At 63.0% G+C, this 24,128-nt stretch carries 19 protein-coding genes; 13 read left to right on the forward strand and 6 right to left on the reverse strand.

Features of this window, described 5'->3' with window-relative positions:
- Window positions 1-15: 15 nt before the first annotated feature.
- The 4 genes from ARC39_RS07905 to cysG all read right to left on the reverse strand — a co-directional run bounded on the left by ARC39_RS07905 (window position 16) and on the right by cysG (window position 4,194).
- Window positions 16-753, reverse strand: a complete 738-nt coding sequence (locus tag ARC39_RS07905) for a phosphoadenylyl-sulfate reductase (protein ID WP_068112629.1) — start codon at window positions 751-753, stop codon at window positions 16-18.
- Window positions 743-2,407 (reverse strand): nitrite/sulfite reductase, encoded by a 1,665-nt coding sequence (locus ARC39_RS07910; RefSeq protein ID WP_068112631.1) that lies wholly within the window; start codon window positions 2,405-2,407, stop codon window positions 743-745. The genes ARC39_RS07905 and ARC39_RS07910 overlap by 11 nt, the downstream gene beginning before the upstream one ends.
- A gap of 75 nt (window positions 2,408-2,482) precedes the next feature.
- Window positions 2,483-2,794, reverse strand: a complete 312-nt coding sequence (locus tag ARC39_RS07915) for a DUF2849 domain-containing protein (RefSeq protein WP_068112634.1) — start codon at window positions 2,792-2,794, stop codon at window positions 2,483-2,485.
- Window positions 2,794-4,194, reverse strand: a complete 1,401-nt coding sequence (gene cysG / locus ARC39_RS07920) for a siroheme synthase CysG (protein WP_068112637.1) — start codon at window positions 4,192-4,194, stop codon at window positions 2,794-2,796. The genes ARC39_RS07915 and cysG overlap by 1 nt, the downstream gene beginning before the upstream one ends.
- 144 nt (window positions 4,195-4,338) lie before the next feature.
- On the opposite strand from cysG, the gene ARC39_RS07925 reads away from it, so the two are divergent.
- The 7 genes from ARC39_RS07925 (at window position 4,339) to ARC39_RS07955 (ending at window position 12,683) form a co-directional block, all read left to right on the forward strand.
- On the forward strand, window positions 4,339-4,806 hold the full coding sequence (locus ARC39_RS07925) for an Lrp/AsnC family transcriptional regulator (RefSeq protein WP_068112640.1): 468 nt from the start codon (window positions 4,339-4,341) through the stop codon (window positions 4,804-4,806).
- A 192-nt stretch (window positions 4,807-4,998) separates the two neighbouring features.
- On the forward strand, window positions 4,999-6,777 hold the full coding sequence (locus ARC39_RS07930) for a sensor histidine kinase (protein ID WP_068112642.1): 1,779 nt from the start codon (window positions 4,999-5,001) through the stop codon (window positions 6,775-6,777).
- Window positions 6,774-8,015: a sigma-54-dependent transcriptional regulator gene (locus ARC39_RS07935; RefSeq protein ID WP_068112645.1), complete on the forward strand. Its 1,242-nt coding sequence runs from the start codon at window positions 6,774-6,776 to the stop codon at window positions 8,013-8,015. The genes ARC39_RS07930 and ARC39_RS07935 overlap by 4 nt, the downstream gene beginning before the upstream one ends.
- Before the next feature lie 291 nt (window positions 8,016-8,306).
- Window positions 8,307-9,308, forward strand: a complete 1,002-nt coding sequence (locus ARC39_RS07940; protein ID WP_068112648.1) for a TRAP transporter substrate-binding protein — start codon at window positions 8,307-8,309, stop codon at window positions 9,306-9,308.
- Window positions 9,309-9,383: 75 nt separating this feature from the next.
- Entirely contained in the window at window positions 9,384-10,088 is a 705-nt protein-coding gene (locus ARC39_RS07945; RefSeq protein WP_068112651.1) for a TRAP transporter small permease, read from the forward strand.
- 5 nt (window positions 10,089-10,093) lie between these two features.
- Window positions 10,094-11,488 (forward strand): TRAP transporter large permease, encoded by a 1,395-nt coding sequence (locus ARC39_RS07950; protein ID WP_068112654.1) that lies wholly within the window; start codon window positions 10,094-10,096, stop codon window positions 11,486-11,488.
- Between the two features lie 163 nt (window positions 11,489-11,651).
- Window positions 11,652-12,683: an extracellular solute-binding protein gene (locus ARC39_RS07955; protein ID WP_068112656.1), complete on the forward strand. Its 1,032-nt coding sequence runs from the start codon at window positions 11,652-11,654 to the stop codon at window positions 12,681-12,683.
- Window positions 12,684-13,131: 448 nt separating this feature from the next.
- Here ARC39_RS07955 and ppc read toward each other — a convergent pair whose 3' ends face one another.
- Window positions 13,132-15,837, reverse strand: coding sequence for a phosphoenolpyruvate carboxylase (gene ppc / locus ARC39_RS07960; protein WP_078059138.1), 2,706 nt, complete (start codon window positions 15,835-15,837; stop codon window positions 13,132-13,134).
- A 737-nt stretch (window positions 15,838-16,574) separates the two neighbouring features.
- Here ppc and ARC39_RS07965 point away from each other — a divergent pair.
- From ARC39_RS07965 to ARC39_RS07990, 6 genes are all read left to right on the forward strand, one after another.
- Window positions 16,575-18,896: a PAS domain-containing sensor histidine kinase gene (locus ARC39_RS07965; protein WP_068112658.1), complete on the forward strand. Its 2,322-nt coding sequence runs from the start codon at window positions 16,575-16,577 to the stop codon at window positions 18,894-18,896.
- Between the two features lie 174 nt (window positions 18,897-19,070).
- Complete coding sequence (locus ARC39_RS07970) at window positions 19,071-19,712, forward strand: response regulator transcription factor (protein ID WP_068112661.1); 642 nt, start codon at window positions 19,071-19,073, stop codon at window positions 19,710-19,712.
- A gap of 391 nt (window positions 19,713-20,103) precedes the next feature.
- The gene (locus ARC39_RS25830) at window positions 20,104-20,253 is read left to right on the forward strand and encodes a hypothetical protein (protein ID WP_161470944.1); all 150 of its coding nucleotides are present in this window, start codon (window positions 20,104-20,106) and stop codon (window positions 20,251-20,253) included.
- A 236-nt stretch (window positions 20,254-20,489) separates the two neighbouring features.
- Window positions 20,490-20,756: a hypothetical protein gene (locus ARC39_RS07980; RefSeq protein ID WP_068112668.1), complete on the forward strand. Its 267-nt coding sequence runs from the start codon at window positions 20,490-20,492 to the stop codon at window positions 20,754-20,756.
- Window positions 20,757-20,978: 222 nt separating this feature from the next.
- Window positions 20,979-21,329 (forward strand): hypothetical protein, encoded by a 351-nt coding sequence (locus tag ARC39_RS07985; RefSeq protein ID WP_068112671.1) that lies wholly within the window; start codon window positions 20,979-20,981, stop codon window positions 21,327-21,329.
- 146 nt (window positions 21,330-21,475) lie between these two features.
- Window positions 21,476-22,246, forward strand: coding sequence for a YdcF family protein (locus tag ARC39_RS07990; protein ID WP_068112674.1), 771 nt, complete (start codon window positions 21,476-21,478; stop codon window positions 22,244-22,246).
- A 198-nt stretch (window positions 22,247-22,444) separates the two neighbouring features.
- Here the strand turns inward: ARC39_RS07990 and ARC39_RS07995 are convergent, their stop codons facing one another.
- Window positions 22,445-22,780, reverse strand: coding sequence for a hypothetical protein (locus ARC39_RS07995; protein ID WP_068112676.1), 336 nt, complete (start codon window positions 22,778-22,780; stop codon window positions 22,445-22,447).
- Between the last annotated feature and the right edge of the window lie 1,348 nt (window positions 22,781-24,128).

Consider the following 24,128-nt stretch of genomic DNA (forward strand, 5'->3'; position numbering starts at 1 on the left):
GTATCGGTCCTTGTCTCAGGCGGCACGGGTGCGGACGAGCTTGCCGTCCACGAAGTGAATGCCGCATTCGTCCTTGTCCTCGCCGCGCCAGCGCCCGGCGCGCGGGTCTTCGCCATCGGCCACCGGCGAGGTGCAGGGCGCACAGCCGATGGAGGGGTAGCCCTTGTCCACCAGCGGATGACGCGGCAGTTTGTGCGCGCGGATGTAGTCGGCGATTTCCGTTGCGGTCCAATCGGCCAGCGGGTTGATCTTCAACCGGCTGTCGGCTTCCTCCACGAGCGGCAATTCGGCGCGCGAGCCGTTCTGGAACCGCTTGCGGCCGGTGATCCAGCTGTCGAATCCGGAAAGCGCGCGTTCCAGCGGCCGCGTCTTGCGCAGGTCGCAGCAGGCGTCCGTGTCCCGCAGGTGCAGGGTGTTTGCCGGGTCTTCCTGCGCCAGGTGCATCGCCCGGGCGCGGATCACGCGCACGCCGGTGAGGCCAAGCGTGTCGGCCAGTTCGCGCTGGTAGTCGAGCGTCTCCGGGAAGAGCATCTGGGTGTCCAGGAACAGGATCGGCGTGGCCGGGGCGACCTGTGACAGCTGGTGAAGAAGGACGACCGAATCCGCGCCGAAGGAGGAGACCATCGCCAGCTTGCCGGTCAGCGGATGGGCCAGCGCGGCGGCGATGCGCTCGGCGCCGTTCAGACCGTGAAGGTCCTGGGTAATCCGGCTCGCCCTGTCGGCGGGAGCCGTCTGGATGGAATCACGCGGCATCTTTCCGTTTCTCCGGTCCATAGAGCGCCTCCTTGAAAGGCGCGGCGCCAAGGCGGCGATAGGTTTCGAGGAACGTCTCCGAGGCGTCCTCGCGGTATTCCAGGTAGGCCAGCATCAGCCGCTCCACCGCCGGGACGATCTCGTCATAGGCGAATCCGGGGCCGGCGCGGGTGCCGATCTCCGCGGTCTCGGTGGCATCGCCGCCGAGGGTGATCTGGTAGTTTTCCACGCCCGCGCGGTCGAGCCCGAGAATGCCGATATGGCCCACGTGATGGTGGCCGCAGGCGTTGATACAGCCGGAAATCTTGATCTGCAGCGGGCCCACCTCGTGCTCGATCCGGAGCGTGTCGATCCGCTCGGCGAGCTGCGTGGCAACGGGGATCGAACGCGCCGTGGCCAGCGCGCAGTAATCCATGCCTGGGCAGGCGATGATGTCGGAGGCGAGCCCGACGTTGGCGGTGGCCAGCCCGGCGCGTTTCAGTTCGGCATGAACGACTGCCAGATCCGCCTTGCGCACATGCGGCAGGATCACGTTCTGCTGGTGCGAGATGCGCAATTCGTCGTGGCCGTAGCGTTCGGCGAGATCGGCCAGAAGGCGCATCTGTTCGGCGGTCGCGTCGCCCGGTGTCTCTCCATGCGCTTTCAGCGAAACGGTGACGATGGCATAATCCGGGTGGCGGTGCTCGGCGAGGTTGGTATCGGCCCAGGCCCGGAACACCGGGTCGACCCGGGCGGCATCCAGTGCGTCCGCGCCGCCGGACACGAAGTCGGGCTGGGTGAACCGTTCGTTGATACGGGCGATGATGCCGGCGTCCACGCCGTCGAAATCGGCGCGTGCCTGGGCAAAGGCGGCTTCCACCTCCTCGCGGATCTTCTCCAGCCCGTTCTCGTTCACGGTGATCTTGATCCGCGCCTTGTACTTGTTGTCGCGCCGCCCGTAGCGGTTGTAGACGTGCACGATGGCTTCCAGGTAGGGCAGCAGGTCGCCCTCCGGCAGGAACTCGCGGATCACCTTGCCGACCACCGGGGTCCGGCCGAGCCCGCCGCCGACGATCACCTCGAAGCCCGGCGCGCCGTCTTGCTCCACCATCCGCAGCCCGATGTCGTGGGCGCGGGTGACGGCGCGGTCGTTGGGGCTGCCGGTGATGGCGATCTTGAACTTGCGCGGCAGGAACTGGAATTCCGGGTGGTCGGTGGACCACTGGCGGATCAGCTCGGCATAGGTGCGCGGGTCCGCGATCTCGTCGGCGGCCGCGCCGGCGAAGTGATCGGAGGTCACGTTGCGGATCGTGTTGCCGGAGGTCTGGATGGCGTGCATGCCGACGGTGGCCAGCGCGTCCAGCATGTCGGGCACGTCGCGGAGCTTCGGCCAGTTGTATTGGATGTTCTGCCGGGTGGTGAAATGGCCGTAGCCCTCGTCCCACCGCTCCGCCAGCGTCGCGAGAACGCGCATCTTGGCCGAATCCAGCGAGCCATAGGGGATGGCGACGCGGAGCATGTAGGCGTGAAGCTGCAGGTAGAGTCCGTTCATCAGCCTGAGCGGCTTGAACTCGTCCTCTGTGAGCGATCCGTCGATGCGGCGCTCCACCTGGGCGCGGAACTGGGCGTTGCGCTCGGCGAGGAAGGCGGTGTCGAACTCATCGTAGCGATACATGGGACTCTCCGGTCACGACTTTCAACTAAACTGAATTTGCAATTCAGGAAAGATGAAAGACATATTCAATTTCCGTCATTGATGCTGCGCCGCGACGGCCTGCTTGCCGTGGGCGTAATTGGAGGGGCCGCGGCTGCGGAAGGTTTCGCGGAAGTGCACCGGTTCGGGGCCGTTCGGGCCGGCCTTGGCATCCGCGAGATAGGCGCCGACCACGGTATCCTGCTGGCGCTCTGCGTCGAGCAGGCGGATCGCGGCATGGGCCTCGTCGTCGATCAGCTCGGCCTCGTGGTGCTGGCGCGACCAGCGGTCATCGGCGGTGAGGTAGACGACGTCGCCTTCCAGCAAATCGTTGGCGGTGACAACCTTGGGGGTGAAGGGGCGGGGCATCAGGCGAGTTCCTTCCGCAGGGATTCGGATTGGACGAGGGCGGTGCGTGCCGCGCGGGGGGCGAGGCCGAACATGAGAACGGCGGGGCCGGGGAGCGCGGCGTCGGCAAGATCTTCCGCGAGCGTCGCGAGGCGGCTTGCGATAATGCGGCTGTCGGGCCGCGAGGCGTTTTCGACGATGGTTACCGGCGTCTCGGCGGCGGCGCCGTGCATGAGCAACCGCCCTTGCAGGAACCGCGCGGCGCGCTTGCCCATGTAGATCGCGGCCACGGTGCCGGGGCGGGCCAGCGTGGCCCAGTCCTGTTCGGCGAACCCCTGGACGTCGTGCCCGGTCAGCAGGCGCATCTCGGAGTTGCGGCCGCGTGCGGTGAGGCTCTGGCCGATCTGGGCCGCAGCCGCCGAGGCCGCAGTGATCCCGGGCACGATGGTGAAGGCGATACCGGCGGTGTCGATTGCGGCGAGTTCCTCGTCCAGCCGGCCGAAGACCGTCGGATCGCCCGACTTCAGGCGGACGACCTGGGCACCGGCGCGGCCATGTTCGACCAGCAGATCGTCAATCTCCGGCTGCGGCGTCGAGGGGCCGAAGCCCTCCTTGCCCACGGCAATGAGGATCGCCTCGCGGCGGGCCAGCTCGAGGATCGGTTGCGGCACCAGGCGGTCGTGGATCACGACGTCTGCCTCGTCCAGTGCGCGGCGCGCCTTGAGGGTCAGCAGGTCCGGGTCGCCCGGGCCGGCGCCGACGAAATGCACGTGACCGGGGCGCGGCTCGGCGCGGGCGTGGCGACGGAGCAGCGATTCCAACTCACGTTCGATCATGTCCGGTTGGTGCTCGGCCGCTCGGGGACCGGCCGCGAAGTAGTAATCCGACCAGAAGTCGCGGCGTTGGCGGCCGTGGGGCAGGGTTTCCGCGCGTGGCCGGAAAGCCTTCCCGATCCGGGCGAGCAGGCCGAGACGCTGGGGCAGGCGCGCTTCGAGGTCCCGCTTGATGGCGCGGGCAAGGACGGGCGCGGCCCCCTCGGTGCCGATCGCAACCGTCACCGGGTCGCGGTCGACGATGGCGGGCGTGATGAAGGCGCTGTCGTCAAGATTGTCGACGATGTTGACGGGCACGCCCGATGCCTTTGCCAGACCGGCCACCCGGGCATCGGCCCCGGCGTTCTCCTCGGCGGCATAGGCCAGGGCGGCGCCGGGGAAATCCTCGGCCGCGATCGGGCGGCGATGTAGGGTCAGGCGTTCCTCGTCGGCCCAGGCGAGGATTTCCGGCGACGGAGTCTCGGTGTAAACGTGCAGATCGGCCTGCGTTTTCAGCAGCAACCGGAGCTTCGCCAGTGCCGCCTCGCCACCGCCCGACAGCACGATCCGCCGTCCGGCGGTGTCGAGGAAGATCGGGAAGTGCTGCATCGGAGGCTCCGTCGGGGTGTGTTTCTGCACCGCAATATAGAATTTTCTCCCCGTATCTTGCTAGGTCTCGGCAAAAAGAAGGATGATTGTTCCGTCACATCCGGTAATATGCGGACGGAGTTCTGAATCAGCGAAGAGCATGAAATGTCGGTCCGTCTCGATGCCACAGACAGAAAAATCCTTGCCGAATTGCAACGCGATGCGGATCAGTCCCTGGACGAAATCGCGCGCAACGTCGGCTCGTCCAAGACGCCGGTCTGGAACCGGATTCGCAAGATGCGGGATGCCGGTGTCATCCGTCAGAGCACGGTGTTGCTGGACCCCGATGCGCTCGGGCTGGAGGCCTGTTTCTTCGTGCTGATCCGCACCAGCGAGCACGAGGCAGATTGGCAGAAACGATTCCTCGAAGCCTTGCAGGCAAGGCCTGAAGTGCTGGAGGCACATCGGCTGGCGGGCGACATCGACTACATCCTGAAAGTGCAGGTGCCAAATGCCCGTGCCTACGACACTTTTTACCAGGCGCTGATCTCGGAGGTGCGGATTCACAACGTGACGGCGCTCCTGTCGATGGAGGTTATCAAATCCACGACCGCGCTGCCCCTGGAGACGTGATGCTCCCGCCCGTCTTCGGCGCCTTGCGGCGCCTCATCCCGTTGGGCGTGGCACCTGCGGTGGGCCGCGACGGCGGCACGGCGGCGCGATGAGCCCCCGTCGCCGCGACCCCGGCTGCCGGAAGGCCGGCGTTGGGCGGCTTTTCAACCGCCCGGTCGCGGCTTACGCTGAACGGGGGCGCGGGAGAGGGACTTGGTAACGCGGTTTCGGGCAACACTCTTGTATCTTGTGGCGCTGGTCAGCTTCGCGGCCGGCGTCTGGTGGTTTGCCTTCACGTCCGATCTGCGCGGGCTTGCGGCGCGTGGCGAGGCGGACCTGTCGCTTGCGAGCGGCCGCCTGGTCGGCCAATTGCAGCAATTCCGGGAATTGTCCGTGCTGCTGGCGGATCACCCGGCCCTGACCGAATTGCTGGCCGGGCAGGGCAACGTGCAAGCGGCCGAGCGGGTATTGTTGCGCGCGGCCGACAAGACCGGGACGCTGGAAATACTTGCCGTGTCCAGAACCGGCCTTGTGATGGCGGCGTCGGGACCACACAGGGGCGATCTCGGGGGCGCGCCGTATCTGCGGCGTCCGCTGGAGGATGGGGCGCTCGGGACCTACAACGCGGTGAACCCGGAGACCGGCATCCGCAGCGTGACCTTCGCGGCGCCGGTGTTCTCGCCGGCCGGGCCGGTGATCGGGGCGGTGCTGGTCCGCGCCCGGATCGGCGCCATCGAGGCGGAATGGCGCGGCGATGCGATGACCGTGGCCTTCACCGACGACTTCGGGGTCGTGCTGTCGTCGAACCGTCTTGAGCTGTTGTTCCGTGTCCGCGGAGAGCCGACGCCCGGGATCGAAGCGCGTTACCGCGGTGTCGATTTCCTGCCGTTTCCGGATGTGCAGTCCTTCTACGTTGCCGGTTTGGAGCTATGGAGGCTGGATGCGGGGCGCTACCTGCCCAGGCTGGCCCTGCATCTGACCCAGCCGCTGCCGGTCATTGAAATGACCGGCGAGGCCCTTGTGGATGTGGCTCCGTCGTTGCGGCTGGCGGCGTGGCAGGCGCTTGTCGTGCTCGCGCTCGGACTGGTTGCCGGCGCGCTCTTCCTGATCCTGGCGGATAGACGGCGGGCGTTGGCCGAGCGGCTGGCGATGGAGGCGGAGGCCAACGTGGTGCTCGAAAAGCGGGTCAAGGAACGCACCGGCGAGCTGTCCGCGACCAATGCTGCATTGCGCCGGGAGGTCGAAGAACGCCGCACCGCCGAGGCGGCGCTGAAGAAGGCACAGGCGGATCTGGTACAGGCGGGCAAGCTGAGCGCGCTCGGGCAGATGTCGGCGGGGATCAGCCACGAGTTGAACCAGCCGCTCATGGCGATCTCGTCCTTCGCCGAGAACGGGGCCGCCTTTCTGGAGCGGGAACGGCCGGAGAAGGCGGCGGAGAACCTTGGCAAGATCTCGGAACTGGCGGGCCGGATGGGGCGCATAATCCGCAACCTTCGCGCATTCGCCCGGCAGGAAGTGGGCGAGGTGCGGCCTGTGGACCTGGGCAATGTCGTCGAGGCGGTGCTGGAACTGAGCGAGGGTCGCATGAAGCGCGAAGGCGTGGAGCTGGAATGGGCGCCGCCACCGCAGCCAGTTGTTGCTATGGGTGGCGAAGTGCGGTTGCAGCAGGTGGTCATGAACCTCATCAGCAACGCGATCGACGCCATGGAGGGACGAAGCCCGAAGCGCCTCACGATCGGGCTGGAACCCGGTACGCCGGTGCGGCTCCGCGTTGCCGATACCGGCTGTGGAATCGACGCGCCGGACCGCATATTCGATCCGTTCTACTCGACGAAGGAAGTCGGGCATTCCGAGGGGATGGGGTTGGGCTTGTCGATCTCCTACGGAATCGTAAAAAGCTTCGGCGGCGTGATCCGCGGGGCAAACCGCACTGGAGGCGGGGCAGAGTTCACCGTGGAACTGTCTCCCTGCGAACAGGAGGCGGCGGCGTGACGGGCAAGGTTCTGCTGGTGGACGACGATGCGGCGGTGCGCGAGGCGCTCGGGCAGACGCTGGAATTGTCGGATCTGACGCCGATCCTGGCAGGCAGCTACATCGAAGCGAAGGACCATGTCACCCGCGCCTTCGAGGGCGTTGTGGTGACCGATATCCGGATGCCTGGCAAGGATGGCTTCGCACTGCTCGACCTCGTGCGGTCGGTGGATGGCGATCTGCCGGTGATCCTGCTGACCGGAGAGGGCGATGTGCCGATGGCGGTGCGCGCAATCTCGAACGGCGCGTTCGATTTCCTGGAAAAACCTTGTGCGCCCAAAGCCTTCCTTGGGGTTGTTAACAAGGCGCTGGCGGCACGCGAACTGGTGATGGAGAACCGTCGCCTGAAGCGGGAGCTTGCCGCCGGCGATGCGGCGGCGCGGATGCTCCGTGGTACCTCGCCGCAGTCGGCGGAGTTGCGGCGCAAGGTACGGCTCGTTGCGCGTGCCGGCGCGGAGGTGCTGGTGACCGGTCCGCCCGGCTCGGGCACCGCGAAGGTCGGAGAGGTGATCCATCTGGTCTCCTCCGCGGCCCAGCACCCGTTCGTGAAACGCGCCGCCGCGGCGCTGACGCCGGACGGGCTGATGGAGGCGAGCCTCGAGGCACGCGGCGGCACGCTCTTTCTCGACGAGGTGACGGCGCTTGGCCCAGCGGCCCAGATGGCTTTGCTTGACCGGCTGGACACGGGTGGCGATGCCCGGGTGATTGCCGGGACATATCGTGACCTGCAGGGTGAGGTGGACGCGGGCCGGTTCTCGGCCGATCTTGCGATGCGACTTGACGTGTTGCGCGTTCAAATCCCACCGCTCGACGAGCGCAAGGAGGATATCGGCCCGCTGTTCCGACATTATGTGGCTGTCGCCTGCGAACAGGCAGCCCTGCCGGAGCGGGACATATCGCCGGATGTCATCGCCCGCCTGATGGCGCAGGACTGGCCCGGTAACGCGCGCAGCCTGATGAACGCGGCGATGCGGTACGCCATGGGGCTGAACGATCCGGCACCGCAGGAGGAAATGGGCCTGAACGAGCAATTGGCACAGGTGGAGCGGACGTTGCTGGCGGCGGCGCTGGAGAAATCCGGCGGGCGCGCAGGGCAGGCCGCCGAGGCGCTGAAACTGCCGCGCAAGACCTTCTACGACAAACTGGCCCGCCATGGCCTGCGCCCGGAGGATTACCGGCGCGGCCCGGAGAACGGCTGAACCAGCCTGCGGGAGCCCACGGGGGCCACGGCAGCGCGTCGGGATTCTTGTGCGGAATCTCGCACACTCAGCGATTTGCGGTGTGCGAGTGTTCACACAATGCCTGCCGAGGTATCAGAAATAGTTCTTAGAAGTGACCTTTAGTGAATTGTTTAAATTGATATTTACTTGTTTTTTGCACGGCGGCGATTTTCTTCTTGGCGTATGTGGGCAGGCTCTGTTTGCTGGAATGCAAGGTTCGCAACAGAGCGGGCCGCATGCCATATCGACATGTCTTGGGAGGACATCCGAATGAAGTTCATGACTGCCGCGGCCACCGCGATGGCCGTAATTCTCAGTGCAGGCTCTGCGCTGGCGGCTTGCGACGACGGCGAGATCGTTATCAAGTTCAGCCACGTTACCAACACCGACAAGCACCCCAAGGGCATCGCCGCATCGCTGCTGCAGGAGCGGGTGAACGAGGAGATGAACGGGGTTGCCTGCATGGAGGTTTACCCGAACTCCACGCTCTACAACGACGATCAGGTGCTTGAGGCAATGCTGCAGGGCGACGTGCAGATGGCCGCGCCTTCGCTTTCGAAGTTCGAGAAGTTCACCAAGAAGTTCCGCATCTTCGATCTGCCCTTCATGTTCAAGAACATGGAAGCCGTCGAGGCCTTCCAGAGCTCCGACGCCGGTCAGGAAATGCTGACCTCGATGGAGCGCCGCGGCCTTGTGGGCCTGGGCTTCTGGCACAACGGGCTGAAGCAGTTCTCGGCCAACAAGCCGCTCGAACTGCCGTCCGACGCCGCGGGGTTGAAGTTCCGCGTGCAACCGTCTGACGTTCTGGTGGCTCAGATGGAGGCGCTCGGCGCGAGCCCGCAGCCGATGGCCTTCTCCGAGGTCTATGGCGCGCTTCAGACGGGTGTCGTGGACGGCCAGGAAAACACCTGGTCCAACATCTATGGCCAGAAGTTCTTCGAGGTGCAGGACGGCATCACCGAGACCAATCACGGGCTGCTCGACTACATGGTCGTGACCTCTGTGGACTGGTGGGACAGCCTGGACGAGGGCGTGCGGACGCAACTCGGCACCATCGTTGCCGAAGTCACCGCGGAGCGTAACGCGGCCATTGCCGAGGTTGACGCCGAAAACCGTCAGGCCGTGCTCGACGCTGGCGGTGTCATCCGCGAACTGACCGAGGAACAGCGCGCTGCATGGGTCGAAGCCATGAAGCCGGTCTGGGAGAAGTTCGAGGCCGACGTGGGGGCCGAGAACATCGAGGCCGCTCAGAAGATCAACATGTCCATGTAACGCCATTCGGCGGGAAGGAGGCCGTGCGGGTATCCCCGTGCGGCCTTCTTTGCCACCTTGGCTGGGGGAGGCGGCATGAGCACGCATTCACGACACAAACCGGAAACGATGCTCGGCGAAGCCGTTGCGCGTTTCGAGGAATTCTTCATCGCACTTCTGCTCGGCATGATGGTCGTCCTGACCTTTGTCAACGTGGTCTTGCGGTATGTGTTCAACGAGAGCCTGATCTGGGGGCTCGAAGTTGTGTTGGTGCTTTTTGCCTGGCTGGTTTTGTTCGGCATTTCCCACGCATTCCGGATCACCGCGCATCTCGGGGTCGATGCGGTGGTGAATATCATGCCGCCGAGGGGGCAACGGACGATGGGTATCATCGCCGGCGTGCTCTGCATCATATACGCGGCGCTTCTGATGAAGGGCGCCTGGGATTATTACGCGCCCTTCGCGGGCCTCGACGCGACGAGCGGACGCTGGTTCCCGACCGGGTTCGAGGACTCGCGGGACCAGGCCTGGTACGAGACCGACCAGATCCCGATGCTGGACTTGCTGCGCTGGCTGGAGCCGCTGGTGAACCAGGGCGAAAGCTACGAAAAGATGCCGAGGCTCGTGGTCTACCTGATGCTGCCGCTCGGTTGCCTGCTGCTGCTGATCCGGGTGATCGAGGCGACCGTGGGCGTGATCAACGGCCACCACGACAGCCTGATCGTGAGCCACGAAGCCGAAGACCAGGTCGATGACCTGTCCGGCACCCACCATGACGATCCCTACTACAAGAAGGACTGACTGGCATGGAAATCCTTCTTCTCTTCGTCATGGTCGTGGCGCTGCTGCTGATCGGTGTGCCGATCGCGGTCAGCCTCGGCCTCAGTTCCATCCTGTTCCTGCTGCTCACCTCGGAGAGCTCTCTCGCCTCGGTGGCGCAATCGCTCTACCAGGCGATGGCGGGCCACTACACGCTGCTGGCGATCCCGTTCTTCATCCTTGCCTCGAGCTTCATGTCCACCGGCGGGGTGGCCAAACGGATCATCCGCTTCGCGATTGCCTGCGTGGGCCATCTGCCGGGCGGGCTGGCGATTGCGGGTGTCTTTGCCTGTATGATCTTCGCCGCGCTCTCCGGCTCGTCGCCCGCGACGGTGGTGGCCATCGGCTCCATCGTGATCGCGGCGATGCAGAAGGTCGGGTACTCCAAGGATTTCGCGGCCGGGGTTATCTCCAACGCGGGCACCCTGGGGATCCTGATCCCACCGTCAATCGTCATGGTGGTCTACGCCTCGGCGACCGATGTCTCAGTCGGGCGGATGTTCCTTGCCGGCGTCATTCCGGGCCTTATGGCTGGCGGGATGCTGATGCTGACGATCTACGGCATCGCCAAGTTCCGCAACCTGCCCCGCGGCGAGTGGCTGGGCTGGGGCGAGGTCTGGGCTGCGTTCCGGGACGCCTTCTGGGGCCTGATGCTGATCGTCATCATCATGGTGGGCATCTACGGTGTTCCGTTTATCACGCCGGCGCTCTTCACCCCAACCGAAGCCGCGGCCGTCGCATCCGTCTACGCCTTCCTGGTAGCGACCTTTGTCTACCGGGACATGGGGCCACTTGCGACACCCGAGGGCGAACAGAACCTGCCACTGCTCAAGAAACCCTATGCAGTGGTGACGGCGCTTTTCCACCGCGACACAATCGAGACGCTCTATGACGCGGGAAAGCTGACGATCACGCTGATGTTCATCATCGCCAACGCGCTGATCCTGAAGCACGTCCTGACCGACGAGCAGGTGCCGCAGACCATCGCGGAGGCGCTCCTGAGTGCCGGGTTCGGCAAGGTCATGTTCCTGGTCATGGTCAACGTGATCCTGCTGATCGGCGGACAGTTCATGGAACCCTCGGGCCTGCTGGTCATCGTGGCGCCGCTGGTCTTCCCCATCGCCATCGAGCTGGGTGTGGACCCGATCCATCTCGGCATCATCATGGTGGTGAACATGGAAATCGGGATGATCACGCCGCCGGTTGGGCTCAACCTCTTCGTGACCTCCGGCGTGGCGGGAATGCCGATGATGCGGGTGGTGCGGGCGGCGCTGCCGTTCCTCGCGGTGCTCTTCGTCTTCCTGATCCTGGTGACCTACGTGCCGTGGATCTCCACCTACCTGCCCAATTCGGTCATGGGGCCGGAGATCATAACCAACTGAGGCTGCCGCATATGCGGACGGATCGGGCGCGGCGCATGCCGCGCCCTTTTTCGTTACGTCTGGAGATAAAATCCGAGTTAAAAACTCGGAAAAAGCTTGATGGCCGGCGCCTTTGCTTTAGTGACGTGTGAGCTATACCCGCGAAAAGACAATGGAGAAAACAATGTTCAAGCGTACGATATGGCCGGGAACTCTTCCGGCAGCGGCGCTGTTCCTGGCCAGCACGGCGTTCACCGCCACCGCTGAGGGAGAGCTCAATATCTACTCGTCTCGCCACTACGACACCGATGAACGCCTCTATTCGGATTTCGAGGAAGCCGAGGGCGTCACCATCAACCGCATCGAGGGGAATGCCGACGAGCTGATCGCGCGGATGGTCGCCGAAGGGGCGAACAGCCCGGCCGATGTTCTGATTACCGTGGATACGTCGCGCCTGCACCGGGCCAAGGTGGCCGGCATCCTGCAGTCGGTGGACAGCGGCGTGCTGGAAGAGCGCATTCCCGGGCATCTTCAGGACAGCGACAACCAGTGGTTCGGATTCTCGCAGCGCGCGCGGATCATCTTCTATGACAAGGAGCAGGTGAACGAGCCGCCGCAGACATATGCCGATCTGGCCGATCCAAAATTCGAAGGCATGGTCTGTATCCGGTCCTCCACGAACACATACAACCAGACGCTGCTGGCCTCTATCGTGACCCATCAGGGCGAGGATGCGGCCCGGGATTGGGCGCAGGGTGTGGTCGACAACATGGCGCGCCCCCCCCAGGGCGGCGATACGGACCAGCTTCGCGGGTTGGTGTCCGGCGAATGCGCCATAGCCGTGTCGAACACCTACTACTTTGCGCGCGCTCTGCGAAGGGAGGTCGATGGGGTGTCTCCGGACATTGACCGGATCGGTTGGGTCTTCCCCGATCAGGGCGGGAATGGCGCCCACATCAACCTGTCGGGGGCCGGTGTCGCCGCCAACGCGCCGCATCGGGACGTCGCGGTGAAGTTCCTCGAATACCTGTCCGGCGAATCCGCGCAGACCTATTTCTCTGCCGGGAACGACGAATACCCTGCGGTCGAGGGCGCTCCGCTGGCGGACTCCGTTGCCGCGCTTGGCGACTTCCAGATGGATGAGATTGATCTGTCGGAGGTTGCCGAGAATATCGCAACCGCGCAGAAGATCTTCAATGAAGTCGGCTGGCCGTAAGCGCTGCGACGCATGACGTTACGAAAGGGGCGGGGCACGGCGCCAAGCCCCTTTCCGGCGGCGTCACAACGCGCGCCGGCGTCGGCTTGGCCGGCGCAACAGCGGCCCGAGCTTTATCCTTGAGTTGCAAAGAATCCGACAATCATCGCGGACAATCGATCATCCTTTGCGCGAAGCTGGGGAGGGACTGGTTGTCCGCGAACCGGACCTCGGCTGGAGTTTGCCCAGTGACCGCTATGCGCAGGGATCGTCCGCTGCGGCGCGCGAAATACCGTCCCCGTCGTTTGGTGAAACGGGTAAGGGCTCTCGCTCGTATCGCCCCCGCAGAGACCCGCGAGAGCGATGCGCTGGGTTTGGTTGTTTCTCACCCGGGCGAACGCCCGGATCTGCCGCACGTGGGGTATCGGGCGGGGAATGGCACCCCGCCCGAATGTTTGACGGGTTGCCGCTACCCGGTGTTGCGCAGGCCCGAGGCGACACCGTTGATCGACAGCAGGAGCCCCCGCTTGATCCGTTCGCTCGTCTCCTCATTCCGCACGCGCTTCAGCAGGGCCACCTGAATATGGTTGAGCGGGTCCAGGTAGGGGGTGCGGTTTTCCTGCACCTTGCCGGGGCGCTCCCCGGTGATCAGTTCCAAAGCCTCGACGGTCGCATGCCATTCATCGGAAATCTGGCTGAAAATCCTGTCCCTTAGGGCCGCATCTTCAACCAGTTCCGCATAGTGGGCGGCGATCGACAGGTCGCTCTTCTGGATCATCGACACCACCTTGCCCACCATCGAGTGGAAGAACGGCCAGTCGCGGTACAGCCGTGCCAGCGTCTCCCCGCCGGAGCCGTCGTTTTCCTGCAACCATGACTTCACCGCGGTCCCGAAGCCGTACCAGCCCGGCAGCATGAGCCGGCACTGGGCCCAGCTGAAAACCCAGGGGATTGCCCGCAGCGAGGTGATCTCCCGCGTCTTGGATCGCGATGCCGGCCGCGAGCCGATGTTGAGGGAGGCGATTTCGTTGATGATCGTGGAGGACCAGAAGAATTCCTCGAATCCTTCGGTTTCGAAGACGAGGCTGCGATAGGCACGGAACGCGTGATCGGAAAGGCTTTCCATGATCGCGGCCGCCTCATCGGTCGCGAGGTCGGGGCTTGGCAGCAACGAGGCCTCGACCGTGGCCGATACCAGCGTTTCCAGATGCGCGTAGCCGCTCTCGGTGTGCGAGTAGCGCGACGAGATGACCTCGCCCTGTTCGGTCAGGCGGATCTGCCCGTCCACGGCACCGGGCGGCTGGGCGGTGATAGCCTCGCGGGCCGGGCCGCCACCGCGGCCCACCGAGCCGCCACGGCCGTGGAACAGGCGCAATCGCAGGCTGCGGTCCTTGAAGAGCGCGACCAGCTCGCGCTCCGCTTTGTAGAGTTCCCAGCCCGAGGTGACGAAGCCGCCGTCCTTGTTGCTGTCGCTGTAGCCCAGCATGATCTCCTGTGTGCGGTTCTGGCTGTCGACCACGCGGCGGTATTCCGGCAGGTCGAACAGCTCTCCCATGATCTGCGGGCCCATCTGGAGGTCGGCGATGGTTTCGAAGAGCGGGACGACGGAGATCGAGCAGGTGCCGTCGAGTTCCATCAGGCCGACCTGCTTGAGCAGGACGCACAGCTCCAGAACGTCGGAGACGGATTGTGCGTTGGAGATGATCGACGTGGAAATTGCCTTGGGGCCGAAGCGGTCGATCATTTCCTTGGCGGTGCGGAAGATCCGCAACTCTCGCTCGGTGGCCTCGGAATAGGCCCAGAACGGCCGCAGCAGCGACCGTGGCGAGTTCAACTCGTCGCGCAGGAGCGCAATCCGGTCCGCCTCGGACAGATCCGCATAGCCGGTTCCAGGCGCGATGGCCTCGAGCAATTCCGCGATGGTTGTTTCATGCACCGCCGAGTTCTGGCGAAGGTCCACGCTGGCGAGGTGAAAACCGAAGCTGCGCAGCTTGCGCCGCAGGGCCCGAAGGCGTCCGTCCGCGACGATATTCGCCTCGTTGGCGCGTAGGGACGCGTCGATAATGTCGAGTTCCGCGAGCAACTCCTCGGGGCTGGCATAGGGCGTGCCGGGCAGGGCGGGGCGCGGTGGCGCGGTGTTCGGCGCGAGCTCCTTCAACGTCGCGGCCAGGCGTGCATAGACGCCGATCAGGATTCGCCGGTAGGGCTCGTCCGCGCGGTGGATGGATGGGTCCGGCGATTTCTCCGCCAACGCGGCGACGTCGTCGCTGACGCCGACGACACGGATCGACATGGAGAGCTCGCGCGCCAGAGCGTCCACCTCCACGAGGTAGTGCAGCAGCGCCTGCCCGGCTTGCAGGCTGAAGGTGTCGCGCAGGACATCGTCGGTGACGAACGGGTTGCCGTCGCGGTCGCCGCCGATCCAGGTGCCGATCCGCAGGAAAGGCGGAACGGTTTCCTGCGGGGTGAGCTTCAGCGTGTCCCGTACGGCATCCTGAATACGAGGGACCGCCTCGAAGAACGTGAGGTCGAAATAGGCGAGCCCGTTCTTGATTTCGTCCTGGACCGTCAGCTTGTTGCGCCGCAGCAGGTGCGTTTGCCAGAGGGTTGCGATTTCGCGTTCGATGGCGGTGTCGATGTCTGCGTGGTCGAGCCCCACGGCAAGCGCGCGGGTACGTTCGTCCAAGAGGCGCACAATCGAGAATTCCGCGCGAATGATGCTCTGGCGGCGAATCTCCGTCGGGTGCGCGGTCAGAATTGGGCTGACGAGCGCCTCACGGAAAAACTTGCGGATCTGCTCCTCGGAAAACCCGGCCTCGCGCACCTTCGTCAGAATGTCGTCGATGCGCGATCCGCCTTCGCGCGCGCCGGCCAGGGTCTGCTGATCCTGCGCGATGTTCAGAAGGTGAAGGAAGTACGTAAAGGCCCGCACCACCTGCAGGGTCCGGTCCTCCGGCAGGCCGGATATCGTTTTTTGGAGCTTATCGTAGGCGGATTCGTCGCCCGTGCGGTGATAGTGAACCGAGTCGAGCCGGATGTTCTCCACCGTGTCGAAGGCTTGTCCACCCTCCTGGGCATGCAAGGTCCGCCCCAGAATCTTTCCGAGGTAGCGTATGCCCTCGTCGGTTCGTGGTTGCGTGGCGGCGGGTTCAATGGCTGTGGTGTCGTTCGCCAAGGCGCGTCTCCCTGTTCTGTCGATACCGCCACTAGCACGGATAGAACCGGGCTGCCGTTGCAAAATCGACCTGAGGGACAGACATCTGCGCGCAATGACACGGAACCGGCAACTCCGGGCACGGTTGGGCGCTTCGTGAGCAATCACTGTGCCAACGGCCTTGGGCGTGCGTCGAGATCGGACAATGCCGCGACGGGAGGGCGCTGGGCCTCGGAGGGGGAAAACAGCGACCTGCGGAAACGGGCCTCGTACCCTGCCGCCTCACGACAGCTCGACCGCAGGGCGAACGTTCTACTCGGAAGGGCTCAAAGAAATGCCGGCGCCTGGGAGGTCATCCCGAAGCGCCGGCGCCTTAAGTATATATTGTCGCGCTCCACTCACTAGCGCTCGTTAATCTTGGGGATCTACACATTCATGGAACGGGGGAACCTAGCACACATCTTAAACACACCCAGGGGAATAACCATGCATGCACAATGGCACGTTCCCGCCGATAGGAAAATTCGTGAGATTACCTGCGCAATTCTACCTATAGACACGCCCGCTCGCCCCCGGTGCCGGGCTGTGCCGCATGGCATCGGGCAGCTTTCCGATCCAAGCGTTGCCCAAGCATGCGCGTTGTGGAAGAGATTGGGACGCCGGTGAAGTGAGACACATGCCCGTGCGGTGACTTGGCGGGGCAGCTCGCGGCCATGGGCAGGAGCGCGACAAGCGGATGCTAGCGGAGTTACTGTAAGATGCGGAATTCACTTGGTGCCCTGCTTGCAATCGGCCTCGCCGGCTTGCAGTTCGTCGCCGTTCTGGCCGTGGTCTTCTCTTCCTACGTCACGTCGGAACGCGCGCTGCTGGACCATGCCAGGGGGCTACTGAACGACGTTGGCACCAATACGATTGCGCATTCGCAGGGGTTCTTGCGGCCGGCGCGTGGCGCCGCGGAACTCTCGGCGCGTCTCGCACAGAACGACGTGATCGCCAGCGACAGCCCGCAATTGCTCGAACAACTGCTGTTTCAGCAACTGCAACTCGCTCCACAATTCGCCGGCGTCTATCATGGAAGCGAAGACGGAGATTTCGTCTATGTCATGCGCAGTAGCGGTCCGGGGCCGTTTCGTTCGAAGATCATACGGGTCGACGGAGACAGCCGCACGACCGAATTGATCTGGAGAAACGACGATTTCTCGGTTGTAGAGCGCCGGATGGATCCGGAAGACACGTACGACCCGCGCACCCGCCCGTGGTACATCGGTGCCCGCGAGTCGCTGACCACGATCTGGACCGATCCCTATATCTTCTATTCCTCGCAACAACCGGGGATCACGCTTGCATCGCCCGTGGAAGACGGGGCAGGGGGCGTGCGCGGAATCGTCGGCGTGGACATCGAGATCAGCGAAATCTCGGAGTTCCTGTCACACCTGCAGATTGGCCACACAGGCCGGGCGCTGATCATTCACGCCAACGGCGATGTTATTGCGCACCCGAACCAGAGCCTGTTGAAAACGCGTGACAGCGACGGGTCGCTGCGGTTTGCCAATATCCGGGACATTGACGATCCGATCGCGCAGGCCGCGTTCGTGCAATTGACCGGTGACGGGCAGGTTCCGGTCGAGCGAAACAACCTCTCGCAGTTTCAGTACGGCGGCGAAGTCTACGTTTCGATCGTGATGCCGGTGATGAGCGACAAACTCCCCTGGACAATTGCCGCATACGCGCCGGAGGACGATTTCACCGCCGTGATCAAGAGTAACCGGCGAACCAATATCTGGATCGCGGCCGTTGTGGCGATGATAACCGGCATCGGCGGCCTTGCGCTTGCGAATTACATATACAAACCGGTGCGCGCCTTCGCCGTCCGCTCGGCACTGATCTCGCAAGGCGAACTCGACCCGTCGGAACCTCTGCCGAAGACGTACCAGGAACTCGAAAACGCCAACACGACGCTGATGCAACAAATCGCGGCGAGGAAAGAGACCGAACTGGAATACGGCCAGACCTTCGCGCTCTCCTCGCGTGGCATGGCGCAGGTGGAGGCGGAAACCGGCCGGTTTATCCGCGTGAATGCGCGCTTTTGCGAGATCACCGGTTACGACGCTGGCGAACTGGAGCGCATGACATTCTCCGATCTTTCCCTGCCGGGCGCTCCGCCGTTCCTGACGCAGTGGAATGGTGGCAGCGGAAAAGACGACGAGATCAACCACGAAATGCGTTGCTTGCGGAAGGGTGGGCGCACGATCTGGACCTCCGTCAATGCGATCCGGGTTCACAACCAGGAGGGCAAAGCGCTGCATTTCGTGCTTACGATGGACGATATCTCGCTCAACAAGGAGAAAGAGGAAAAGATCTCGCAACTGAACAAGGACCTGTCCTACCTGTCGCGGGACAACACGATGGGGCAACTTGCGTCGGGCCTGGCGCATGAACTCAACCAGCCGCTGACGGCGATAGCGCAGAATGCCGATGCCGCGCTCATGACGGTGGAACAGCACCCGCAGGCGGATGCCGAATTGCGCGAGATACTGGAAGAGATCGAGTCGCAGTCTCTTCGTGCCGGCGAAATCATCCGGGCGCTACGTGCGTTCATCCGCAAGGACGAGGGTGTGCGCACGGTCTTCGACATTGAGGAACTGCTCGATCAGACACAACGTCTGGTCATCGCGGAGGCGCATGACGTGGGCGCAAAGATCACCACGGACATGGAAAACCTCCCGCCGGTCGAAGCGAACCGTGTGCAGGTCGCCCAAGTATTGGTGAACCTGCTCAGAAACGCCATAGAGGCCGTTGCGGAAACCTCCGACCGCGAAAAGCACGTCACGGTGCGGGCTGGCCGGCGAGGGGATCAGGTTATCATTTGCGTGATCGACAACGGCCCGGGCGTGGATCCGAGCATCAACCTCTTCACGCAGTTCGAGACGACGAAACCGGGCGGCATGGGGCTCGGCCTGACGATCTGCCGGTCGATCGTTCAGGAAAACGGTGGCCGTTTGTGGCACGAAGCGAGCGAGACAGGCGGCGCACGGTTCTGTTTCACACTGAATGCCGGCGGCGCCCGGGGAGCGGGGTAATTATGCCCCGTGAATACACATTATGCAGCTTCACGGAGTGGCGGCTGTTTCGTGACCACCGCAGCGTGCATTTTTCTCGTTGAAGCCCCTGTTTTCATTGTTGGACTGGCGAGTTGTCTATTGCCGGTGTAGGGTTTCTTCTCGAATCCCCAATTTCCGGAAGAGCGGAAACACATGCCCAACGCGGACTCAGTCGTCTACGTCGTAGATGACGACCAGGACATCCGAACCTCGTTGTCGCGCGCGCTCCGCAAGCGCGGCTTCGAGGTCGAAGCGTTCGACTCCGCAGAAGCGTTTCTGGATGCCTACGATGGCGAACAGGCAGGATGCCTCGTTCTGGATTTCGGGATGCCGGTCATGTCTGGCCTCGAACTCCAGGAACACTTGAACGGGCTTGGTTTCCCGCTGGCCATCGTCTTCATCACGGGCCACGGCGGGGTGCCGGAATCCGTAAAGGCGATGAAAGCGGGTGCGGTGGATTTCCTGGAAAAGCCGTTTCGCCAATCCGTGCTTGTCGAGCGTATTCTCGCTGCGTCCGAAGAGGCGATTGCAAAGCGAGACGCGCAGGAGCGAAACCACCAGATTCGTGTACGCTTCGATCGATTGACAGCACGCGAAGAGGAAATCGTTGCCCGGATGATCTCCAACCCTGCCGAAGTGTCGAGCAAGGAGATCGGGAATTACCTGGGCATCAGCCCGCGTACCGTGGATCACCACCGTGCGCGTATCCTGGAGAAACTCGAGGTAAAGACGGTCGTCGAATTGATCGATCTCGCGTCGCGCCTCAAGGATGCCACGGCTTCGCGACCCGGATAGAGAATTGCGCGCAACCCTGCACCGGTGGGGGGAGGCGCGCGCGTTTTCCCGACCAAAAAAACCTGTTTGATCCCCAATTGTGAACAAACCGTCGCCATGGGATCGCCAAAGCCCGCTGCTAGCAATCAATCTGCAGAAATCCCAACTGCCGTTTGGCAAGGAGGTTGTGATGGAGCGAGTGCATGTTTTTAAGTCCATTTTGACCATCTTGACGTTCGCTTTGGCGGCGTCGCCCGGTTACGCCGATGTTGTCACATGTCAGGCGACCGATGCCGCCTTTCTAAAACCGGGGGGGTCGTTGGGGCGAGATCGCCACTGGCCGCGGGTTGGCGACGGGCTTCAGGTCGATCTCTCCCGAGACACATTGCAACGAGACGGTTGGGAGAAGCCGATGAATGCGTCCATCACCTGGGTCGGACCGGATGTGATGCGCGTAGACACGACGTTTCACTCTGCGGTCCTGTATTTTTCAGACGGCAGTATCGCGTATTACCTTCAGGATGCGCGGCGGATCGTTCACGGGACGTGCACGGCGAGTTAATCCGCAGACGCACCTACTCTCCACGTGGGGACGGGCCGTCGATTCGCACGAGGTCGCCAGACAGAGTGCGACAAATTTAGACTTCGGCGGCGAAAAAACCGCCGCCCCCCAAGGAAGCCCCGGCACAGGTCATCCGAATCCCGGAATTGCCGCTGGGTTATGTTCTGGGTGTCATGGTTCGGTGTTAGTTTCGCAGCAATCATAAGAAACACTCCATTCAAACCACGGTTGCTGCCATGACACGTACTTGCCTTGCCTCTCTGACGTTTTGTGCCGCCCTGATATCTGCGGCGGGCGCCACATCTGCGCAGAGTCTAGAAGCCACCTCCTCGGACACTTCGGGTGCCACGATCAACCCCAACATCCTCGCCTTTGCGGCCCAGCAGATCGAGTCCAACACGCTCCGCTCTCCTCAGCGGGCGCTCTCTTCGGCGATCGGGCTCCTTTCCAGCACGATGGGGGACATTCCGGAGGCCACCTCCTCAACCAGCACAACGCAGTGAGCTGATACAAGCTCCGATAATCCGGTTGACCGGGGCTCACGCCTGTCCAGCAGCCTGCCGCCTTCGGTGATCGGTGGCGCAATGCGGACTTTGCCCATCTAGGGGCCAATCTGTCACAGTCGGGTGTGACGGATGCACGTTGTCCATGCCTGTATTGTTCTTGCCCCTAGGTCTGTTACAAGATTGACAGACCGATGAAAAACGGTGGGGCAGAAGGGCAGCATGGCAAAAAGAGAATTGGTAGCTATCGCGATTGTGCTCGGTGTCGGTGCGACTGCCGCCTGGGCTCAAGAAAACGATCCGGTGGCCTACTCGGTCGCGGCGAAGCAGGATGCGTGCGACGGCCGGCAGATTGAAAAAGCCTATTTCATTGAGCCAAAGCGGATTGCGGTCGAGTGCGAGACCGACGAGGGGGCTGCGATCCTTCTTGGCGGGGCCGGCGCGGCAGTAGGTGGCGCGGGAAGCGGCGCACTTGCCGCTGGTTCACTGGTTCTTCTCGGGGCCTTCGCGTCCGGCAAGGGCGACGGAATTGGATCCACCGCCTCGACGGGATCCACAACCGGCACGAACTGAGACTCCGCCCCGACGTCGCGGCGCGGTTGTTGCCAACGCTCGGATCCAAGTGATCCAGGCGGCAAGCAACCGCCTCGTTGCAGGCGTTGAAGCGCGGATACCGACGCCTCCCCAAGTCACGCAAGCTACGGGTTCACTGTGCGTCCATGCAAAACGTCTTCTTCGTTGCTTCGAAGGTATTCTGGAGCATCGCGAAACCGGAAAGCCTGATTGCATTCTGCCTTCTCGCGGCATGCTGTTTCCTATGGTTTCGGAGGATCTGGGCCGCGCGCGTCTTCGCGACCCTTTCCTTCCTGCTCGTGGCCGGGATCGGCACCTTTCCCGTGGGACAATGGATGCTGAGGCCGCTCGAAGCGAGATATCCGGTTGCTCCCGATCTGACGCGCGTCGATGGGATCGTCGTGCTCGGTGGGGGCGAACGATTGCCATACCGTGGCCAAGCACAGGTCAATGAGGGGGGCGAGCGGCTGATCGAGACCATGGCGCTCGCGCTTCGGTTCCCAGATGCCAAGGTGATGTTCACGGGCGGCAGCGGTGCCATGCGAAACACGGGCCGTAAGCCCGCAGCCAATGCGAAATCGGCAGAGTTGTTCTTTCTGGGGCAGGGGTTGGAGCCCGCGCGTCTGCTGCTCGAAAACCGATCCCGCAACACCGCCGAGAATGCGGCACTCGGCTTCGCGGTGGCGACACCGGGGCCAGACGAAACCTGGGTTCTGGTGACCTCCGGCTATCATATGCCACGCGCAATGCGGTCGTTCCAGCGCGCCGGTTGGCAAAACCTTGTGCCGTGGCCGGTCGATTTCCTCGCGCCGTACGGCCGGTCTTTCCGTTGGGATTTTTCGGAGAACCTGAACGCGCTGGATACGGCGATGAAGGAGTATATCGGCCTGTTTGCCTACGAGATCAGCGGGCGCTAGGACGGCGGCAGCAGCAGCTCGGCCGGCTACATTAACGTTTGCCTGCCGACGCTTGTTGGGGTGTCTTCGACGTGGAAGCGAAGCGAGATGCTACCCACAGTGCAAAAAGGCTCGGCGCCAGTGCGGAGGGTCCGCCTGGCGCCGTGTTTTTTGGTTCGCAGCTACCCGGGAGACGCCGAACGCTGACCGCGGATTTGGCTACGACGTGCTGGAATCCGAAACAACCGCAAGAAGCCCGAGCATTACGAGTATACTGGCGGCCAGAACCGTGGCCCAATTGCCGATCGAAATTGGAACCGCGTTCGTTTCTGTCCCGTATTCGTAGGTGGCTATCCCCAACAGAACGCAAAGAAATACTGCGGAGGTGACCAGCATGGGAAGAAGGATTCTCTCCAGCGCGCTACGACCTGATTCCTGATCGCGGCGTGATGACCGTTTATGTCCGCTGGTCGCTTTTCCCATGTCGTTCAAGTTGAAGTTGTATTCGGATCCGGAAATGTTTTTTTCAAAGTTCTTGTTGGACTTGATCTTCACAATTTAATTCCCTGGCTGTTCGCGCTCTTAATAGCAACCGGTCACACTCCGACTGATCACGCAACATTCATGTGCGTGTGCCTGACCGGAGGAACGGCTGCCTGCTCTGTGTCGTTAATAGCCTGCCTGACCGTGACCTGAACGTTATCCCACGGGGGTAAGCAGGGTAGTGGTGCATTCGCGCATCGGTCATCCGGGAACTTCGGGCGACATTTCGCCAATGCTGCCGATGATCGGCGAAAACTCACTCAAACGATGCCGTCGGACGTTCTATGCGAGTCTCGTCAGGCCCCGCATGGGGCGCCGACACACCCGGTTCGCGCATGTCCCCACGGAGAAGAAGCGGGTGTCGCTCGTCGCAGCCGGTCTGTTGCGGTCCGTTGTTCGCCGCGCGGCGAGTCAGGCCGCAGAGGGCAGAGCAGGAAGGAGACTGAGCGTCCGGAGTGGCAGGAGCCATCACCTTGGCGCGCCGCTCGTGTTGGCTCACGCAATCGCGACAGGTTTACTGCGCAGCGTAACACGCAGGTCTGGATGGACGGCGGACAAATCTGAGAACATGTGGTCTGGATCTGACAGCCTGTGCTGCCGGTCTTTTCCTAGAAGCGGGCGGCGCATGCTGTGTCGTCCGGGCGAGGAGCGATTGCGGATAGGCCCACGCGCGGCATATTGGCCAAGATCAGCCGTGTGTAGGTATGACCTTTCCGTCGCCTGCGCCCGAATGGGTGGTACGTTTTATCTCGATACCGGTCGATATCCTACAGTCGTGGCTTGGGGCCTCGTGCTGCATGGGTTTGACCTCGATGAGCCGGAGTGAGACCCCGGCGATTGGCCGCTGTTCCCGCCGACGAAGGTCAGGACGCACATTCAATCGTGGGTATTCAGAAAGCGGAACGGCCGCCATCTCGACATCAAGCCAGGGCATTGCGAGACGCAGAACTCCCTGTTGGACGAAACGTACCTGAAACATGCTCCACGCAATGCCGGGCTCCTGGTCCACTCCGAGATCGTGAAATGGTTGCGGGGAATATTCTGTATTCAATCGCACGGCACGGTGGTTTAGCATGTGCCCGGGGACTCCAATCCAACGCGTTGAAAAGGCGCATCCCGATTGCTGGCGAAAACGTATTCCTATTTATCGATGCGGTAGATCTAATTGAGAAGTAGATTTGGGAAATATGTGAATAATTTGGATGGCTGAGCTTCAGGCTAATTCAAGTGCTAAAGAAATCAGCAGAATTCAGAAGGTCCAACAATAACCGCTGCGAAGTGAGGTTGTGACGCCGAAGCAGGGGCGACGGTTTGTGAAACTTGCCAGCGCCGCGCATCACGTGTGCCGCAGTATCCACGT

Source organism: Tropicimonas marinistellae, from assembly GCF_001509585.1.
GTDB lineage: Bacteria > Pseudomonadota > Alphaproteobacteria > Rhodobacterales > Rhodobacteraceae > Tropicimonas > Tropicimonas marinistellae.

Excerpts from the sequence above, each read along its gene's own strand:
- ARC39_RS07905 (WP_068112629.1), bottom strand. The coding sequence starts at position 753 with ATGCCGCGTGATTCCATCCAGACGGCTCCCGCCGACAGGGCGAGCCGG.
- ARC39_RS07910 (WP_068112631.1), bottom strand. The coding sequence starts at position 2,407 with ATGTATCGCTACGATGAGTTCGACACCGCCTTCCTCGCCGAGCGCAAC.
- ARC39_RS07915 (WP_068112634.1), bottom strand. The coding sequence starts at position 2,794 with ATGCCCCGCCCCTTCACCCCCAAGGTTGTCACCGCCAACGATTTGCTG.
- cysG (WP_068112637.1), bottom strand. The coding sequence starts at position 4,194 with ATGCAGCACTTCCCGATCTTCCTCGACACCGCCGGACGGCGGATCGTG.
- ARC39_RS07925 (WP_068112640.1), top strand. The coding sequence starts at position 4,339 with ATGTCGGTCCGTCTCGATGCCACAGACAGAAAAATCCTTGCCGAATTG.
- ARC39_RS07940 (WP_068112648.1), top strand. The coding sequence starts at position 8,307 with ATGAAGTTCATGACTGCCGCGGCCACCGCGATGGCCGTAATTCTCAGT.
- ARC39_RS07945 (WP_068112651.1), top strand. The coding sequence starts at position 9,384 with ATGAGCACGCATTCACGACACAAACCGGAAACGATGCTCGGCGAAGCC.
- ARC39_RS07950 (WP_068112654.1), top strand. The coding sequence starts at position 10,094 with ATGGAAATCCTTCTTCTCTTCGTCATGGTCGTGGCGCTGCTGCTGATC.
- ARC39_RS07955 (WP_068112656.1), top strand. The coding sequence starts at position 11,652 with ATGTTCAAGCGTACGATATGGCCGGGAACTCTTCCGGCAGCGGCGCTG.
- ARC39_RS07965 (WP_068112658.1), top strand. The coding sequence starts at position 16,575 with ATGCGGAATTCACTTGGTGCCCTGCTTGCAATCGGCCTCGCCGGCTTG.
- ARC39_RS07970 (WP_068112661.1), top strand. The coding sequence starts at position 19,071 with ATGCCCAACGCGGACTCAGTCGTCTACGTCGTAGATGACGACCAGGAC.
- ARC39_RS25830 (WP_161470944.1), top strand. The coding sequence starts at position 20,104 with ATGAATGCGTCCATCACCTGGGTCGGACCGGATGTGATGCGCGTAGAC.
- ARC39_RS07980 (WP_068112668.1), top strand. The coding sequence starts at position 20,490 with ATGACACGTACTTGCCTTGCCTCTCTGACGTTTTGTGCCGCCCTGATA.
- ARC39_RS07985 (WP_068112671.1), top strand. The coding sequence starts at position 20,979 with ATGGCAAAAAGAGAATTGGTAGCTATCGCGATTGTGCTCGGTGTCGGT.
- ARC39_RS07990 (WP_068112674.1), top strand. The coding sequence starts at position 21,476 with ATGCAAAACGTCTTCTTCGTTGCTTCGAAGGTATTCTGGAGCATCGCG.